The sequence below is a fragment of the Streptomyces sp. MST-110588 genome (assembly GCF_022695595.1).
GTDB lineage: Bacteria > Actinomycetota > Actinomycetes > Streptomycetales > Streptomycetaceae > Streptomyces.
Window position 1 is genome coordinate 1221951 of sequence record NZ_CP074380.1, and the last position, 17068, is coordinate 1239018.

Annotated in this window: 14 protein-coding genes; 6 read left to right on the top strand and 8 right to left on the bottom strand. The window is 71.8% G+C overall.

Going from position 1 to position 17068, the window contains the following annotated elements; all coding sequences use genetic code 11:
* Positions 1-320: 320 nt before the first annotated feature.
* Positions 321-1070: an ROK family protein gene (locus tag KGS77_RS05535; RefSeq protein WP_277994313.1), complete on the top strand. Its 750-nt coding sequence runs from the start codon at positions 321-323 to the stop codon at positions 1068-1070.
* 206 nt (positions 1071-1276) lie between these two features.
* Here the strand turns inward: KGS77_RS05535 and KGS77_RS05540 are convergent, their stop codons facing one another.
* From KGS77_RS05540 to KGS77_RS05575, 8 genes are all read right to left on the bottom strand, one after another.
* The gene (locus KGS77_RS05540; RefSeq protein ID WP_242579056.1) at positions 1277-2770 is read right to left on the bottom strand and encodes a glycoside hydrolase family 3 N-terminal domain-containing protein; all 1494 of its coding nucleotides are present in this window, start codon (positions 2768-2770) and stop codon (positions 1277-1279) included.
* Positions 2763-3632: an HAD-IIB family hydrolase gene (locus KGS77_RS05545; RefSeq protein WP_242579058.1), complete on the bottom strand. Its 870-nt coding sequence runs from the start codon at positions 3630-3632 to the stop codon at positions 2763-2765. Before KGS77_RS05545 ends, KGS77_RS05540 begins: the two co-directional genes overlap by 8 nt.
* Positions 3633-3759: 127 nt before the next feature.
* Positions 3760-4902 carry a glycosyltransferase family 4 protein gene (locus KGS77_RS05550; RefSeq protein WP_242579060.1) on the bottom strand — a complete coding sequence of 381 codons (1143 nt, stop codon included), beginning with the start codon at positions 4900-4902 and terminating at the stop codon, positions 3760-3762.
* Positions 4899-5423 carry a deoxycytidine triphosphate deaminase gene (locus KGS77_RS05555; protein WP_242579062.1) on the bottom strand — a complete coding sequence of 175 codons (525 nt, stop codon included), beginning with the start codon at positions 5421-5423 and terminating at the stop codon, positions 4899-4901. Before KGS77_RS05555 ends, KGS77_RS05550 begins: the two co-directional genes overlap by 4 nt.
* Positions 5420-5947, bottom strand: a complete 528-nt coding sequence (gene dcd / locus KGS77_RS05560) for a dCTP deaminase (RefSeq protein WP_242579064.1) — start codon at positions 5945-5947, stop codon at positions 5420-5422. Before dcd ends, KGS77_RS05555 begins: the two co-directional genes overlap by 4 nt.
* Positions 5944-6948, bottom strand: coding sequence for a diiron oxygenase (locus KGS77_RS05565; protein WP_242579065.1), 1005 nt, complete (start codon positions 6946-6948; stop codon positions 5944-5946). The genes dcd and KGS77_RS05565 overlap by 4 nt, the downstream gene beginning before the upstream one ends.
* 115 nt (positions 6949-7063) lie before the next feature.
* Positions 7064-8122 (bottom strand): polysaccharide deacetylase family protein, encoded by a 1059-nt coding sequence (locus KGS77_RS05570; protein ID WP_242579067.1) that lies wholly within the window; start codon positions 8120-8122, stop codon positions 7064-7066.
* A gap of 467 nt (positions 8123-8589) precedes the next feature.
* Positions 8590-9105, bottom strand: a complete 516-nt coding sequence (locus KGS77_RS05575; protein WP_242579076.1) for an HIT domain-containing protein — start codon at positions 9103-9105, stop codon at positions 8590-8592.
* A gap of 110 nt (positions 9106-9215) precedes the next feature.
* On the opposite strand from KGS77_RS05575, the gene KGS77_RS05580 reads away from it, so the two are divergent.
* The 5 genes from KGS77_RS05580 (at position 9216) to KGS77_RS05600 (ending at position 16996) form a co-directional block, all read left to right on the top strand.
* Positions 9216-10571, top strand: a complete 1356-nt coding sequence (locus KGS77_RS05580) for an MFS transporter (protein ID WP_277994187.1) — start codon at positions 9216-9218, stop codon at positions 10569-10571.
* 331 nt (positions 10572-10902) lie between these two features.
* Positions 10903-12324, top strand: a complete 1422-nt coding sequence (gene murC / locus KGS77_RS05585) for a UDP-N-acetylmuramate--L-alanine ligase (RefSeq protein ID WP_242579080.1) — start codon at positions 10903-10905, stop codon at positions 12322-12324.
* A 79-nt stretch (positions 12325-12403) separates the two neighbouring features.
* Entirely contained in the window at positions 12404-13618 is a 1215-nt protein-coding gene (locus KGS77_RS05590; protein WP_242579082.1) for an MFS transporter, read from the top strand.
* Between the two features lie 529 nt (positions 13619-14147).
* On the top strand, positions 14148-16166 hold the full coding sequence (locus KGS77_RS05595; RefSeq protein ID WP_242579084.1) for a non-ribosomal peptide synthetase: 2019 nt from the start codon (positions 14148-14150) through the stop codon (positions 16164-16166).
* 74 nt (positions 16167-16240) lie between these two features.
* On the top strand, positions 16241-16996 hold the full coding sequence (locus KGS77_RS05600; RefSeq protein ID WP_242579086.1) for an alpha/beta fold hydrolase: 756 nt from the start codon (positions 16241-16243) through the stop codon (positions 16994-16996).
* Positions 16997-17068: the final 72 nt, after the last annotated feature.

Below are 17068 nucleotides of genomic sequence, written 5' to 3' on the forward strand. Positions count from 1 at the left end.
AAGCTGACCGGCCTTTCCAAGCCGACCGTCTACCAGTCGATCGCCCGGCTGTCGGCGGCCGGACTGGTCGAGCAGACCGGTGTCAGGAAGGACCTTCCGGGTCCCAATTCCAAGACGTACTGCATCGTCCCGAACCTCTCGCACGTGGCCGGTTTCCATCTGACGCCGCAGCTCGCGCGGGTGCGGATCGCGGACATCACCGGCACCGTGGTGGCGGACCGTTCGGTTCCGCTGCCCGACCGGTCGGCTGTGGCCCTGCGTACGGCGGCGGGCGACGCGTTCGACGAGGCCCTGCGGGGGCCGGTCTGCACGCCTCGCACATCGACCGCTCGGTCGCCGGGGTTCCCAGCGTGGTCGACCCGCACACCGGCGGGCTCTCGCGCACCCCCGGCCTGCCCGGCTGGGAGGAGCCCGGTGTGCGCACGGCCCTGGCCGAGCGCCTGGGCACGGACATCTGCTTCCTCAACGACGCCAACCTCGCCGCCCACGCGGAGCTGCACCACGGAGCGGCCGTGGGCGTCGACAATTTCGTCCTCCTGTGGGTGGACGAGGGCGTGGGCGCCGCGATCGTCACCCAGGGCGTGGTGCACACGGGAGCCAGTGGCCAGGCGGGTGAGGTGTACGGGATCGCCATGCCCGGATCGCGTGGCGGGAAGCCGCTGCACTTCCATGAAACCGTGGACGCGGAAGCCCTGCTGGCGCTGGCCGCGGCCCATGGCATCACCGCGGATGACGCGGTGGCGGCGATGGGCGTCGCCCGCTCCGGCGCTGCCGGTGCCCCCGGTGTGCGGCTCCTGTCCGAGTACGCCGAGCGCCTGGCCGCCGGGCTGGCCGTCCTCGTCTCCGTACTGGACCCCGAACTGGTCGTGCTGTCCGGTGAGCTGCTCGCCGCCGGCGGCGAGCGGCTGCGGGCGCTGACCGGGGAAGCGCTGCCGCACCTGGTCCCGCGCCGACCGCGGCTGGCACTGTCCCACGTCCCCGATGACCCGGTGGTCGCGGGCGCGCTCTCCGTCGCCCTCCAGGACGTACGGTCCGCGGTCCTCCGGCTGGGGCATCCGGAGCACTGGTGACGTCCTGGATCCGGCGAGTCCGTCCAAGGCGCGGCGGGCGGCCGGATTCCGCACGGCCTTGGACCGTATGACCCGGTGTCGTACGGCTTGGATCCGTACGGCTTGAATCCGTACGAACGGCGTGCGCGCGGCCCGTGCCCGTACGGCTGGTGTCCGTACGGCCCGTGCCGCCACCGTCGCCCCCGTCGTCGTACGTACGGCGGCCGTCACCGGTCCTGTCCCCCGTGCCCCGCGAGCAGTTCAGCCGCCGCCCTGGTGTTCACCGCGCCGGCACCGTAGGCGCGGATGGCCGCGCCGGCGGTGAGCGGTACGTCGTCCGGCATGCCGACCGCCACCACGATCGCGTCGGGCCGGGCCGCGAGCGCCTCGGCCAGCCACTCCCGCTGCCACGGGGTGCGGCAGGCGTCCCGTACGGCCAGGACAAGGGGGCGGCCCGCGGCCTCGGCGAGGATCTGTACCGGTCTGCGCCCGGCGTCCTGAACCCGGACGGCCCGGGCGAGGAGGCCGAGTGCGGCCAGCGGCTCGGTCAGGCTCCAGTGGGCCGCGCCGGCCATCACGCCGGCCGGGGCACGGAGCTCGACGACGGTGGCCGGCGCGGTGAGCCGGACGGGCCCGGTGGCGCGTACCGCGCGGCGCGCCGCCTCCATGCCGACCGCGCGACTCCCTTCCACGGTGGTGGGGCGGGCGGCCCAGGTGCGCAGGGCGTGGACGCGCTCCGCGGCGGCTTCCAGCCCGGCGGTGTCCAGGTCGCCGACGCGGATCGCCTCGGCGACGGCGGCCCGGACCGCCGCGCACCGCGCAGCGCCGTCACCCGGCCCCAGGAGCAGCAGGTCGGCGCCCGCCCGCAGGGTGGCGACCGCGGTGCGTGCCAGGTGACCGGGCCCCGAGCCGGCTTCCATCGCCACCGCCGTACTGATCAGCACGCCGTCGTAGCCGAGTTCGGTGCGCAGCAGGTCGTGCAGCAGACGGCGGCTGAGCGTCGCCGGGCGCCGGGGATCGAGCGCGGGGAACATCACGTGTGCGGCCATGATGCTGCGGGCTCCGGCCTCGATGGCGGCCAGGAACGGAGCCAGTTCGCGGGCGCGGAACGTGGCCTCGTCGCAGTCGACGACCGGCAGCGCATGGTGGGAATCGGTGACCGTGGCCCCGTGCCCGGGGAAATGCTTGGCGGACGCGGCCACGCCGGCGCTCTGTAGCCCCCGGACGAAGGCCGCGCCGTGCCGGCTCACCTTCTCGGGGGTGGCGCCGAAGGACCGTACACCGATGACGGGATTCTCAGGGACGCTGTTGACGTCGACCGAAGGCGCCAGGTTGAGGTTGACGCCGGCGGCGGCCAGCTCGGCGCCGATCGAGCCGGCGAGCGTGGCGGTGAGATCCGGATCATCGATCTCCCCGAGCGCGAGGTTGCCCGGGTAGGCGCTGCCGGTCGCGAGGTCCAGCCGGGTGATGTCGCCGCCTTCCTCGTCCAGCGCCACGAGGGCGTCGGGGCGGGCCGACCGTACGGAGCGGGCGATCTCCGCGATCTTCCCGGCCCCGGACCTGGACCCGGCCCCGGACCCGGCCCCGGACATGAGGTTGTCCGGGAAGATCACCACGCCCGCGAGGTCCTGCTCCAGGGCGTCGAGCACCCATGGAGGTGTCTGTCCACCGGTGAATCCGGGGAGCAGGCACGCGTTCACCAGCCGGTCGAGTTCAGTCATGGTCCGCTGCCTCCTCGGAGAGGGACTCGGGAAGGATGTCGGGAAAGATCTCGGGAAAGATCTCCGGGAACAGCCGCTCGACGGTCTGCGCGACGCCGTCCTCGTCGTTGGCGGGGACGATGTGGTCGACGGCGTCCAGCACCGCCGGGTGGGCGTTGGCGACTCCGTAGGACGTGCCGGCCCAGGCCAGCATCGGCAGGTCGTTGGGCATGTCGCCGAAGGCCGCCACATCGGACTGCCGTACGTCCAGGCGCGCCGCGAGGTCCGCGAGGGCGGAGGCCTTGCTCACTCCGCTCGCGATGGCCTCGACCAGCCGTTCGCCGTTGGAGTGGTAGACGGTGACGAGTCCGTCCATGGCGGGTGCGGCCAGGCGGACGAGTTCGTCGGCCGACAGCCGGGGGTGGCGGCCGATGAGTTTGGGTGCCGGGCGCGACCACAGGCGGTCCTCCGGCAGGCGTTGTACGGTCACGTCCACATCCCAGGCGCCCGGCTCGTACAGTTCGTCCCCGGCCAGGGTGTCGGCGTACTCGATCGCGAGTCCGATGCCGGGGGCCGCTGCACGCAGCCGCCGGGCCGCCTCCGCCAGGGCGGCGGGCTCGATGGCCCGTTCCGCGCCGACGGTCCGGGAGTGCATGTCGAACAGCAGCGCTCCGTTGGAGCAGATCGCGATTCCCTGGCTGCCGAAGGCCGCGGTGATGTCCGCCATCAGCCGTGGCGGTCTGCCGGTGACGAAGACGACGTGCGTCCCGGCCTTTTCGACGCGGGTCAGGGCCGTGACCGTACGGGCGGAGACCGTCTTGTCAGCGCGGACGATCGTGCCGTCCAGGTCGGTGGCGATCAGGGCCGGGGGAAGGACTCTCATACGGGGGTTCTTTCGTGGGCCGGGGTGGGGGGCAGGGCCGGGGGCCGGGCACCGCGGGGCGTGGGAACGGGGCCGGGAGGTGTGGGAACGGAGCCGGGAGGTGTGGGCGCGGCGGCGCCTGGTGTTGTCACCGTGCCGTGGCGTGGGGGCCGTCCTGGATCGCCTCCGAGAGTTCGCGCAGGTGGCGCGCGGTCGCGGAGAGCGGGTGGCGCCTGGCGTTGGCGAGGCCGGCCGTACGCAGGTCCTCCAGCGCCGCGGGATCCTTGCGCAGCGTCAGCACACTGTCCACGAGGGTGTCCGGGAGGCCGTCCGCACCGATCCGTGCCGCGGATCCGCCCAGGACCTCGACCAGGCCCGACACCGGCTGGTAGAGCACGGGCAGGCCGCGGGCCTGTGCTTCCACGGCGACCAGTCCGAAGGCCTCGACCCGGTTGGAGGGGACGACGAGGAGATCGTGGTTGCCGAACTCCTCCCAGAGTTCCGGACGGCTCAGCCAGCCCAGGTAGCGCGGGTCCGCGCCGGGCATCCGCCGGGTCAGCGCGGCGAATTCGGCGGGCGGTGCCGCCACCGTGAGCCGTACGCCCTCCGCGCCGGCCAGGGACCGGATCAGTTCGTCCGCGCCCTTCTCCGCGGTGAGCCGGCCCGCGTACAGGACGCGGAACTCCCCGTCGTCGGGGCGGCGTTCCTTGAGCGGGGCGGTCAGCAGCTCGTCGGGGACGCCCCAGGGCAGGCGGATCACCCGGCGCGGGTCGGCGGGGGCCAGCCGGGTCAGCAGGTCGGCCATGGCGCTGGTGGGGACGACGATGGCCTGCGCCGCTCGGACGGCTTGGTGCAGCACGTCGGCCTGGGTGGGGTGGTCGGCGGCGAACAGCAGGTCGGTGCCGTGGACCAGGGCCAGCCGCGGGTGGTCGGGGAAGGCGCGCAGCAGGGCCGGGGTGGCACCGAAGGCGAGGTGCTGGAGGTGGAGGACTGCGTGGTCCGCCGCGCGGAACCGCCGTCGGATCGCGGCGGCCAGGTCGGTGACATAGGACCAGAAGCCGGGGCCGTCGAGCTGTTTTCCCGGTACGGAGAGCAGGGCGGGGCCGTAGGGGGTGGCGGGAGCGCCGGGGGTGGCAGGGCTGTGCGGGCCGGCATCCGGGCCGTCCGGTGGTGCCAGCATGAAGACGCCGCCGGGAAGGTGCGGAGCCGGCCCGAGGTAGAGGTCGTGGAGGAGTTCGACGCTGCCGCCCGGGCTGCCCACCGGCAGGTCGACTCCGGTCAGGGTGTTCACACCAGCTCCTCGTAAAGACGTGAGATGTCGATACCGCCGGTGCTTGTGTATTTCTGGCCCAGGTGCTGGTAGCTGGACTGCGATCCGAAGACGTCGAGGAATACGATCTTTCCGAACGTCATGTACGGGTAGATCCGGACGGTTCGCGCCACCCGGATCTCCAAGGTCCAGCGAATGGCGTGCCCTACATGCCCCAGAGGGGCGGAGACATGCACCCATATTCCGAGTCCGCCCACGGTGTGGTCACCGTTGATCATCTGCGCGTACCGCTCGGAATGTGTACGCTCGTGCGTCACACCCAAATACAGCACACCGGGCCGCAGAACCATCCCTTCGGCCGGGATCACCTTTTCCGTGAAAGGCGTCGGCGCCGCCGCGTCGAGATCGGTGTCGCACACCCGGATGCGGTCGCCGAGCCGCCAGTCGTAGGCGTTGGGCGAGATCCTGCCGGATTCGAAGGGCTCGATGACGATGTCGCCGTCGGCCACCGCCGAGGCGATCTTCTCCCCGGTGAGAATCATACGGCCGCCATCCGGTCCTGCCAGTAACGGGACTGCTGCGGGCCCACCGCCGCCTGGTATTTGCCGCGGTACAGGTCGACTTCGCCGCACGAGACGAAGAACATGATCTGGCCGATCTTCATGCCGGGATAAACGCGCAGGGGCCGCACCGGTGAGAGCATCAGCGTCCACTGGCCGTGAAAGCCTATGTCGCCGATGGGGGCGGTGATTTCGACGAAGAGGCCGAGCCGTCCGACCGACGACCGTCCGAAGAGCAGGGGCACGTAGGTGTCCGAGCCGACGCTCTCCTCGGTATGTCCGAGATAGAGCTCGTTCGGCTGGAGCACATATCCCTCCTCACCGATGACGATCTTCTCGGTCGGATTGGGCTCGTACGCGTCGATGACGTCGCCGGAGTAGACCAGGAGCGTGTCCCCCAGCCGTACGTTGTAGCTGTTGGGGTTGACCTGCCGGGTGTCGAAGTCGGAAATGACGATCCGCCCGTCCTCGACCGACCGGCTGATCTCCGGTCCGGTCAGGATCACCGGGACCCACCCGCCCGCAGCACCCGGAAGTCGAAGTCCACCCGGTCCTCGATCTCCAGTTCCTGCACCAGACGGTGCACGGTGCGGAAGTCGGTCAGCATCAGGTCACCGCCCGGTTGTCTCCGGGTGTCCTCGATGATCTCCGTCACCCGGGGGATGCCGGCGAAACGCAGGATCTGCGGCCAGAGTTCATAGTCCTCGGCTCCGAAAGTGGTCACCGCCGTGGGCAGGTGCTGTATGAAGAACTCCTGCTGCCGCTTGTTCAGACGGGGATAGATCTCTTTCATCAGTTCCGCCAGGATCGGCCCGTGGGCCGCCTCGTCGCGCGCGTGCAGCCTGGCGATGAGAGTGTGCAGGGGCTGGATGGTCCGGTCGTCGCCCAGCAGGTCGAGGAACGCGTTGATGCTGATTTCTCCGACGGCGGTCCACAGCAGGTACAGCAGGTCCTTTTCCCACTGTTCGCTCGCCTGCCCCGCCAGTTCGTAAAGGGCCCGGTTGGTCACCGGCTGTACATAGTCCGGCTCGCTCCCGATGGCGCGTGCCTCGCGGGTGCGCTGCATCGCGATCATGTGCATGTAGGTGTGCCACACCTCGTCCACGTGGGACTGCTGGACCGCTTCCTTGACCTCGTACCGGTCGACGCCGGGGAACACGCCGTGCGCGAGTTTCTCGAAGGTGGGGTTCGCGACGTATTCCTCGGCCGCGATCACCCGTTCGTTGTACGCGATCCACGCCAGGGTGTTCACCTGGCGGCGCTTCTCCTCGCTCGCGGCAAGGAAAGCGGGGTGTTCGGCGAACGGCAGTAAGTGCACCGGATAGTCCAGCAGTTCCGGATCGTACGCCTCGGGAGAGGAGACGCGGTTCATGTCCGTACGGATCGTGGCGCGCCGGGGCCAGGAGGCCGCCAGGCGCTTGAGCACGCCGGGGCCCACGCTCGGCTCCGCCGGCCCGGTCTCTTCCGTGGGACGTTCATCGGCGGCCTTCACCGGTGAGACGGTCATGTGTCTTCCTCCCGAGTCCTTGATGTCTGCTGGGATCTGCCGGAGTTCTCGCCCGTACGGTTCCGGCGCGTCATGGCGGCCCCTGCACGGCACGACGCGCTTGTCGCGACGGCTCTTATGCGGAATGCGGCAACCGGTGGCGGGCCGCGGTCAGTGCGTCGATCCGGACGAACCGGAATTCCCGCTCCAGCAGCCCTTCGATGATCGCGGGCAGTGCGGCGACGGTCTGGGAACGGTCCCCGCCACCGTCGTGCAGCAGGATCACGGAGCCGGGCCGGGCCTGTTCCAAGGTGATGCGCGCGATGGTGTCCGCACCGGGAAGCGCCCAGTCGAACGGCTCGACGTCCCACAGGACGACGGTGGACTGCCGCCGGCTCAGCCAGTCCATCACTTCGGGGGTCCGCGATCCGTACGGCGGTCTGAAGAGGCCGGGAGCCGGCAGACCGGTCGTCGCCGCGATGATCTCGTCGGTGCGTTCGAGCTGTTCCTCCAGCCTGCCCCGGGACAGATCCGGGAGATAGGCGTGGGACCAGGTGTGGTTGCCCAGTTGATGGCCCGCTTCGGCCATCCGCGCGAGGTCCTCCCGGTGGGCCCCGACGTGCAGGCCGACGCAGAAGAACGTCGCGGGGATCCCGTACCGGTCCAGGGTGTCCAGGACCTGGCCCGTGTACGGCGGATTCGGCCCGTCGTCGAAGGTCAGCGCGATCACGCGCTCGGCCGTGTCGACCCGGCCGATACAGCGCCCCGCCCGGCTCAGCTCCTGGACCGCCCGCTCACTGCTGCGGATCCCGGCGTCCAGTTCCTCCAGGCGTCCGGTCAGGGTGCCGGTCCGCACCTCCAGACGGGCCAGGCGTGCGGTGTCACGCCGGGCGCTGTGCGCCAGTTCCACCGCCGGTACGGAGCCGAACCCGGGTGGCGGCGGCAGCACCCAGGGGTCGGCGCGGTACATGTCCAGGCCGGCCACCATCATGCCGCCGTCGAGCATGCCGTTGGTGCTGTCGACGACGGTGACCAGCGGCGCGTCGGGGGAACGGGTCAGACCGGTCAGGTATGCGGTCATGGCGCCCACCTGGCCCGGCCCGAAGGTGACCGGCGCGGATATCAGGCCGCCACCCTCGTCGACCACGGCCACTTCGTAGCCGGCAGCCGTCCAGCCTATTCCCGAGTACAGCATGAGCGTCTTCCCCTCGTGTGCGGCGCGCTATCGGTTCGTCCTGCGGCACGGTGCGTGGCATGGCAATGGGGGTGGTGAAACGGTGGAGCCGTGAAAACGCGGTCGGTATGCGGGTCGTGCGGCCCGGCCGTTTCCCGGACGGTACGCGCGCACGTACGCCGGGGCCGTCAGGCGGGTCGGGTGGGTGATTCCGTACCGGCGGTGGAAAGAGATACCGACGGATACCGGCGAACTCATCGGAATTGCCGGGCCGCTCGTCCGGCCGGGCACCGGCCATGAAAAAACAGTCGGGAAACCGGAGGGTTCAGCAGAAGTGTCTGCCGACGCGGCGCCGTGGGCCGCGCACCCTCACCATTTTTCTTCCGTACGAACCGTATGGACAACAGCGAAGCTCTGTGGGGCCGCCGGGTGATCTCCGCCGGGCGACGCAAACGATTCCGGACGACATCCTCCGGCGTCAAGGGGTTTCAAGTGGAGCGCCATGTTCCGTACGGGCCCGTGGGCGTGTGCGCCGGGCCCGTCACCGCGAGCCGCTCGCGCATCTCCCGGAGCGATTCCAGGTCCACGGGGGATGCCGTCCACGGACGCGTCAAGTGGTCCCCGTCGCGTCGGGGAACGAGATGAACGTGCAGGTGGAACTGGTCCTGCCAGCCGGCTTCCCGGTTCGCCTGGAAGAGCGTCAGGCCGTCCGGCGCGAGCACGTCACGGATGCGCGCCGCCATCCGGTGTACGGTGCGCATCACCGCGGCGGCGTCCTCCTGCGGGATCTCCCAGAGGTCGGCCGCGTGCCGTTTCGGTATGACTAGAGTGTGTCCTCCCATCACCGCTGTGATGTCGAGAAAAGCGACCGTCGAGTCGTCTTCGTAGAGAACCGCCGCGGCAAGGCGCCCGGCGACTATCTTGCAGAAGTCGCATGCTTTTGATGCGCCGTTCAAATCCCCGTTGTCAACACCGCGTAAACCCGTGGGCATCGTCTCGTTCACGTGCCCGACGCTAGTCCTCCGGGCGCCACCGGGCAACGCCTTCCGGGCGCCGGATGCCCGCCGGACCGTTGCGCACATTCCGTATCCGACCGCCGAAAGCCGGGGTTCGCATGGCCTTTTCTCCAACAGCTTCGACGGGTCCGACGGTTCCGGCCGATACGGCCGGTTCTGCCGGTTGTACAGGTTTTACGGCGCCGTCGGTCCCACCGGCCGATCGGCGCCGGTACTTCCGTGCCGCCGTCGCGTCGTTCTTCTGCAGCGGATTGTTACTTTCTTCGTGGATGGCCAGGATTCCGGCCGTAAAAGAGAACACCGGCATACCGGCGGGCCTCTTCGGCACCGTACTCACCGTGTGCGTCGTGGGCACCCTGCTCTCGATGCAGGTCGCGGGGCCGCTCATCGCACGGCTGGGCAGCCGGACCGTCATCCGCTGGGGCGTCCCCCTGATGGCCGCCGGGCTGTGGGGCGTCTCATCGGCCAAGGGCGCGGTCCAACTCGGGGCGACACTGCTCCTCTTCGGGCTCGCCGACGGCCTGGTCACCGTGGGAATCAATGTGCAGGGCGTCACCGTGGAGAAGCTGACCGGGCGCCCGTGCCTGAATTCCTGTCATGCGTCCTGGAGCGTGGGGGCGCTGGTCGGCGCGCTGCTCGGCGGGGGTGCCACCTGGGCCGGCTGGGGAACGGGCGCACACTTCCTGGCGGTCGGCGCGCTGACCACGCTCGCCTCGTACCCGGTTCTGCGCGGCCTGGCGGCGCCCGGCGCCCCGGCCGCCGCTTCCATGCCGGCCTCCGGGCCCGTCTCCGCCCGTCGGGGCGGGTGGAGCGGGCGCGTCCTGGCGCTGGGCGGACTGGGACTGTGCTGCCTGGTCGCCCAAGGAGCGCTACAGGACTGGGGCGCGCTGTTCCTGCGGGAGGAGCGGGGCGCGTCCCCGTTCGCCGCGACACTGGGGTACCTCGCCTTCTGTACGACGCTCACCCTCGGCCGGATGGCCGGTGACCGGCTGCGGGCACGGTTCCGGCCCGCCACCGTGGTCCGCCTGTTCGCCCTCACTGCCGTACTCGGCCTCGCCGTCTCCCTCACCGCTTCGTCGCAGGCGTCCACGATCGGGGGCTTCGCGGTCTTCGGGTGGGGGCTGTCCATTCTCGACCCGGTCATCAACAGTGCCGCCGGTCACGGCGCGGGGGACGGCGGACGGGAGGAGACGACCAGCACGGCCATCGCACATGTGGCCACCCTCGGCCACGTCGGTCTGCTGCTCGGCCCGCCCTTGATCGGCTGGCTGACGGAGCTGGTGGGCATCGGGTGGGCGCTCGTCCTGCCGGGTGTGGCGGTGTGCGCCGTCGGCCTGGCCGCCGCCTACATCGCCCGGGCCTTCGCCCCGTCTGCGGTGGAAGGTTCCGCCTCCCTGGAGGATTCTGCTCGCGCGGATGGCACTCCTCCCGTGGGCGACTCTCCTTCCGTTTGACTCCGCGTGCCGCCCGTAACGGCCCGGGACGCCCGGAACGGTCCGAGCCGATCGCCCCGGACCGGCCGTTTGCCGGAACCGGTCGTTTGCCAGGATCGGCAGAACCGGAACAACACCGTTGCCACGTTCGGCAAACAGAGGCAAGATGCATTCACCGGCGACCGACGGCCCGCTCATGCGGGGCTCGGCGCAAGGGACGTGCCGGTTCACCGGCCACACACGCGCGGTTCCGGTACGTCGGCACCGGTACGTCAGCCGGCACACACGGTACTGCCCGGGACGGTCCGCGCCTTTGGGCCGGACGGCCAACGACAGACGCAGGGAGCGGATCATGAAGGAGTCCGTACCGACCACAGCCGGTGACGCCCCGCTCGACCGGGTGCACTTCATCGGTGCCGGCGGGATCGGCATGAGCGGCATCGCGCGCATCCTGCTCGCCCGTGGTGCCACAGTCTCCGGGAGCGACGCCAAGGAGAACGCCAACATCACCGCGTTACGCGCGCTCGGCGCCCGGGTGCACATCGGCCATGCCGCGGCGAACCTCGGCCAGGCGCGTACGGTCGTGGTTTCCAACGCCATTCCGGAGCACAATCCCGAGCTGCGCGAGGCCCGGCGGCGCGGGCTGGCGGTGGTTCACCGCGCCACGGCGCTGGCGTCCGTCATGGCGGGCCGGCGCGGTGTCGCGGTGGCCGGCACGGTCGGCAAGACCTCGACCACCTCGATGCTGACCGTCCTCGCGCGCGGCTGCGGTACGGATCCCTCGTACGTGATCGGCGGCAACCTCAACGAGTCGGAACCGTCCAACGCCCGCCAGGGCGGCGGGGAGCTGTTCATCGTCGAGGCGGACGAGAGCGACAGCTCGTTCCTGCGGCTCTCCCCGGACGCCGCGGTGGTCACCAACATCGGCGCCGAGGACCATCTCGACCTGCACGGCTCCGCCGAGAACTACGCCCGGGCGTTCGAGCGCTTCGCCGACCGGATCGCGGCCACGGGATTCCTGGTGGCCGGCGCCGACGATGCCGGTGCGAACCGGCTGGTCCGCTACGCCCGCGACAAGGTGCGGGTGCGGACCTTCGGCGAGTCCCCCACCGCCGACCTGCGGCTGTCCGATGTCGCCGTCACTCCCGACGGCACCACGTACAAGGCGTTCCTGGACGGTGTGCCGCTGCCGCCGGTACGGATCGGCGTACCGGGCCGGCACATGGCGCTGAACTCCGCCGCCGCGCTGCTGACCGCCCTCGAACTGGGGCTGCCCGCCGACCGTGCCGTCGAGGGCCTGGCGTCCTACCGCGGAGTGCACCGGCGCTTCGAGTACAAGGGGGAGGCCGGCGGTGTACGGGTCTACGACGACTACGCCAACTTCCCCACCAAGGTGCGCGAACAGCTCCGGGCCGCGCGCGTCGTGGCCGGCCCGGGACGGCTGATCGTGGCGTTCCAGCCCTCCTTGTTCAGCAGCACGCAGCGGTTCGCCGCCGAGTTCGGCGCCGCGCTGGGAGCCGCCGACGAGGTGCTGGTCCTGGACGTCTCCAGGGCCCGGGAGAAGCCGGTCCCCGGGGTGAGCGGTGCGCTGGTGGCCGATGCGGTACCGCTGCCCGCCGGACGGGTGCGCTACGTGCCCGCCACATCCGAAGTGGCGCCCGCGCTCGCGGAACTGGCCTTGCCCGACGACCTCGTACTGACGATGGGCAGCGGCGATGTCACCCTGGTGGGGCCCGAACTGCTCGCCCTGCTCGGCGGGCGCGGGCGCCCATGAGACCGGCCGGGCCGCGAGCGGCGGGCATGCGGTGACGAGCGGGACCAGCCGCGGTGGTACGCGGCCCGCCGACACCGCCGTGCCGGATCCCGGGGCCCCGTTGTGGGAGCGCGAGTTCGCACTCTTCTTCATCGCCCGGAGCGTGGCCAAGTTCGGTGACGGCATGGTGCCTGTCGCCCTGTCGGCCGGGCTGGTGCTGGCGGGGCGCGGGGCCACCTCCGTATCGTTCGCGCTGGGCGCCTGGACCGCCTGCTTCGGCGGCTTCGTGCTCTTCGGCGGGGTGCTGGCCGACCGCTTCTCGCCCCGCCGGATGATGGTCTTCGCCGATCTGATGAGGCTTGCCGCCATCGCGGTGCTCGCGGTGGCGTTCGCCGCCGGCGACCCGGCACTGTGGCTGGTGTACGCGCTGAGCGCGCTCAGCGGCGTCGGTGCCGCGCTGTTCCAGCCCGGTATAGCCAGCACGATCCCGGCGATCGTCGCCGATGTGCAGCGTGCCAATGCCGTCATAAGGGTCTCGGAGTCGCTGATGACCATGGCGGGGCCGGCCGCCGCCGGAGCACTCGTCGGCGTGATCGGTCCGGCCGGCCTGTACGGGGTCAACGCGGCCACCTTCGGGGTGAGCGGGCTGTGCCTGGCGCTGATGCGCCGGGGGCCCGCCGCCCTGGGCAGCCGCACGCAGTCGATGCTGGGCGACCTCGTCGAGGGCTGGCGGGAGTTCCGGTCCCGCGGCTGGCTGTGGGGCGTCATCGCGGTCTGGACGGGGTATTCGCTCCTGGTGCTGGGGCCGATGGTCCCGCTGCAGACCGTACTGATCACCGAGGAGCACGGCGCCACGGCGCTGGGCGTGATGATGGCGGTGTTCGGCGCGGGCAACGCGGCCGGCGCGCTGCTGGCGATGCGGATACGCCCCCGCCGCCCGCTGGCCTCCGGCGCCGTGGCGCTGTCCGGTGTGTCCGTCCATGTCTTCGCGCTGGCGGTGGGCGCGCCGCCGCCGCTGCTCGGCGCGGCGTTCTTCGCCGGGGGTGCGGCGGTGGCGTACTGGGTCGTGATGTGGTCCACCGCGGTCCAGACGCATCTGCCGCCGCGGGTGCTCAACCGGCTGCACGCCTATGACGTCGCCGGGTCCGTGCTCACCCTCGCCGCGGGCCGGACGCTGGCGGGCCCGGCGGCCGATTGGCTGTCCCCGCGCGCCCTCCTGCTGGGCGGTGCGGTGGTCAACGTCCTGGTCATCGCGGTGCTGCTGCTCGCGCCCGCGATCCGCCGGCTGCCGCGCGCGCAGGCGTCCGGAAGGTGAGGACGGCGCACAGAGAGCAGGGCGGGATACAAGGGGAGGGCTCGGCAGACACCGGCGGCAGCCGGCGTGCGGCGGGTGAAGGCGGCGTACGGCCACGCGCCTGAGAACGGCGTCCCGTGGCAGGGCACGGCGAACGAGGTGCTGCCCGAGCGCATCAGCTTGCCGGTCAGAGGGGTCACGGCGGGTCCGCCGCCGTCCGGTCGGTGCACTCGTCCGTCAAGGTTGCCTCTTGTACTCCGGAATATGGGTAACGACATTGCCAGCTCTGGCAACTTCAGGCAACAATGCATGCGAGAAATGGCCGTGCTGGTGCGTCCGTTGCCGCCGCCGAGTCGCCGTCCCTCACCGGAAACCGTTTCGCGGCAGGCCGGCGCGCCATTGCCTGCCCTTGCCACGCGCCTCACGGACCGGGCCGGCGCACCGGGTGATCCCGCGCGGTGCGGCCGGGTCGGCGGCTCGCCGGGGCGGCCCGGCCCCACGCCCGGCCCTCCCGGGCCGCCCAACAACCTACGGAGTCCTGATGTCCCTGATGTCATCGTCGACAGACGCCGGTACGCCGCCCGGCCGGCCGGCCATCGGTGACGGCGGCCCTGACGCGCTGCCGGCGTACGGGCGCGGCACGCCGCTGCCCCGTCCAGAGCCCGCGCCGGTGCACGAACTGGTGGCCCGCTTCGCCCGTACGACACCGGCCCGCACCGCCGTACGCGCCGGGAGCAGCGCGATCACCTACCGGGAACTGGACCTGTGGGCCGGGCGGATCGCGGCCCGGCTCACCGCGGCGGGGGTGTGCCGCGGCGACCGGGTCGGCATCCTGGTCAGGCCCTCGACCACCATGGTCGCCGCGGTGCTGGGCACGTTGCGGGCCCAGGCGGCATACGTACCGGTGGACCTCGCGCACCCGGACCGGCGGATCGCCGACGTCCTCGCCGACGCGCGAGTCACCGTGGCCCTGGCCGACGAGACGGCCCGCCCCCGGCTGCGCGGTGCCGCGGTGCCTCTCGTACGGGCCGAGGAGACCGCGGAAGAGGACGACGACCCCGGCCACCGGGCCGCCGCCGCGCCCGCGGACGGCGCGTCCCCGGCCCCCGTCGGCGCCGCCGACCCCGCCTACCTCATCTACACCTCGGGCAGCACCGGCGAGCCGAAGGGCGTCCTGGTCGAGCACGGGCAACTGACCGCCTCGACCCACGCCCGGCGTCTGGTGTACCCGGGAGTGCCGGTGTTCCTGCTGGTCTCACCGCTCGCCTTCGACTCCTCCGTGGCCGGCCTGTGGGGGACGCTCACCGCCGGGGGCCGGCTGATCGTGGCCTCGCCCGAGGAAGTACGCGACCCGGAGCGGCTGGTGGGGCTCGTGGAGCGGCACCGGGTGACGCGGCTGCTGTGCGTGCCCCCGCTCTACGGCGTGCTGCTCGACGCCGCCGAGCGGCTCGGCATGGAACGGCTGCGCACCCTGGAGTCCGTGACCGTGGCCGGGGAACCGCTGCCGCGGACCCTGATGGAGCGCCATTTCGCGCTGCATCCCCGGCAGGTCGCCCTGGTCAACGAGTACGGGCCCACCGAGGCCACCGTATGGGCCAGTTACCGCCGCTACGACACTCCGGGCCCGGTGTCCATCGGCGGACCCGTCCCCGGCACCCGGCTCCACGTGCTGGACGAGAACCTCCGGCCGGTGCCGCCCGGCACGGAGGGCGAGCTGTTCATCGGCGGTTCCGGGGTCGCACGCGGCTACTTCGGCCGCCCGGAAGCCACGGCCCAAGCCTTCCTGGACGATCCGTACGCGGACGAGGACGGCGCCCGCATGTACCGTACGGGCGACCGCGTGCGCTGGAACGCCGAAGGCACGCTGGACTACCTGGGCCGCCTCGATCACCAGGTCAAGATCCGCGGACACCGGGTGGAACTCGGCGCCGTGGAGGAAGAGCTGCGGGCCCTGGAGGGCGTCCGCGACGCCGTCGTCCTGCCCGACGGCTCCGGGGCCCGGCTGACCGGCTTCGTCCTCGCCCCGGTCGGCACCGACACCGAGTCCCTGCGCCGGCGCCTCGGCGAGAGGCTGCCGGCGGCCATGGTCCCCAGCCGGATCGATGTGCTCGACGGTTTCCCGGTCACCGTCAACGGCAAGGTGGACCGCGCCGGGCTGCGCCGTCGCGCGGACCTTGCGGCGACGGCCCCGGCCGTCCGTACGGACGGCGGCCCCGCCCCGGCGAACGGCGCCCCCGCCACCGACCGGGGGAACATCACCGCGCGGGTGGCCGCCGCCTGGGCGGAAGTCCTGACCACCCGCGACATCCCCCAGGACGTCAACTTCTTCGACCTCGGCGGCCACTCGCTCACCATGTTCCAGCTCCAGGACGCCCTGGAGCGCCACACCGGGTCACGGCCGTCGGTCGTCTCGCTCTTCCGGCACACCACCGTGCTGGCCCAGGCCGCCCTGATCAGCGGCGAGGGCGGTACGCAGGGAGCGCCGCGCGACCGGCGGCAGGCCGCCGCCCGGCAAGCCCAGGCGGTACGCGCCAGGCGCCGCCGTGAGACCCAGGAGCCCGCACAGTGACATCACACCGAACTCCCTCCGGCCAAGCGGCACCGCGGGAAGCGGCTGCGCACGAGATGACACCGCATGACGTCATGCCGCACGATGTCATGCCGCGCCCCGATCCCACGGTCTGGTTCCAGCGCCTCACCGCGCGGCCCGGCGGCCGGCAGCGGCTCATCTGCTTCCCGCACGCCGGCGGATCGGCCCCCTTCTTCCGTGACTGGGGGGAGCGGCTGCCCGGTACCGAGGTGCACAGCGTCCGCTACCCGGGGCGCGGCGAGCGGCTCGCCGAGCCTTCCCCCACCGACCTGGGCGAGCTGGGGCGGGAGATCGCCGAGGCGCTCACCCCTCTGGCGGACCTGCCGCTCGCCCTGTTCGGGCACAGCATGGGCGCGGTGGTGGCCCTGGAAACGGCCCGGGCCCTGGAGGAGCGCGGCATCCGCCCCGCCCACCTGTTCGCCTCCGGTTCGCGCAACGCGCCGCTGCCGGCCCCCGAGGAGCTGGACACGGAGGACGACGCCGACGCCGTGTGCGAACGGCTGGTCGCCCTGGGGGGCACCGACGCCGAAATGGCGGCGGACCCCGCCTTCCGGGAGCTGGTCCTCCCCTACATCCTCAGTGACAGCCGCATGTTCACCTCGTACGCCCATCGGCCCGGACCGGTCCTGCGGTGTCCGGTGACGACGATCGTCGGGGACCGGGACGAGGACGCCGACCGCCGGCCCTGGCCGGAGCTGACCGACGGCGGCTTCTGCGAGCACATCGTCCGGGGCGATCACTTCTACCTGATCCAGGAACCGCCCTTCGCGCTGCTGCGCACGGCCCTGGACGCCACGCCGATCCCGTAGCCCTCACCGGACGACGACACACAGGAGCCCTCACCGGGCGACGACGCACAGGAGAGTCATGACCAGCAGGCC

Coding starts and splice junctions, on each gene's coding strand:
- KGS77_RS05595 (WP_242579084.1), top strand. CDS start 14,148: ATGTCATCGTCGACAGACGCCGGTACGCCGCCCGGCCGGCCGGCCATC.
- KGS77_RS05580 (WP_277994187.1), top strand. CDS start 9,216: ATGGCCTTTTCTCCAACAGCTTCGACGGGTCCGACGGTTCCGGCCGAT.
- KGS77_RS05540 (WP_242579056.1), bottom strand. CDS start 2,770: ATGACTGAACTCGACCGGCTGGTGAACGCGTGCCTGCTCCCCGGATTC.
- KGS77_RS05570 (WP_242579067.1), bottom strand. CDS start 8,122: ATGCTGTACTCGGGAATAGGCTGGACGGCTGCCGGCTACGAAGTGGCC.
- KGS77_RS05555 (WP_242579062.1), bottom strand. CDS start 5,423: ATGATTCTCACCGGGGAGAAGATCGCCTCGGCGGTGGCCGACGGCGAC.
- KGS77_RS05600 (WP_242579086.1), top strand. CDS start 16,241: ATGCCGCACGATGTCATGCCGCGCCCCGATCCCACGGTCTGGTTCCAG.
- KGS77_RS05545 (WP_242579058.1), bottom strand. CDS start 3,632: ATGAGAGTCCTTCCCCCGGCCCTGATCGCCACCGACCTGGACGGCACG.
- murC (WP_242579080.1), top strand. CDS start 10,903: ATGAAGGAGTCCGTACCGACCACAGCCGGTGACGCCCCGCTCGACCGG.
- KGS77_RS05565 (WP_242579065.1), bottom strand. CDS start 6,948: ATGACCGTCTCACCGGTGAAGGCCGCCGATGAACGTCCCACGGAAGAG.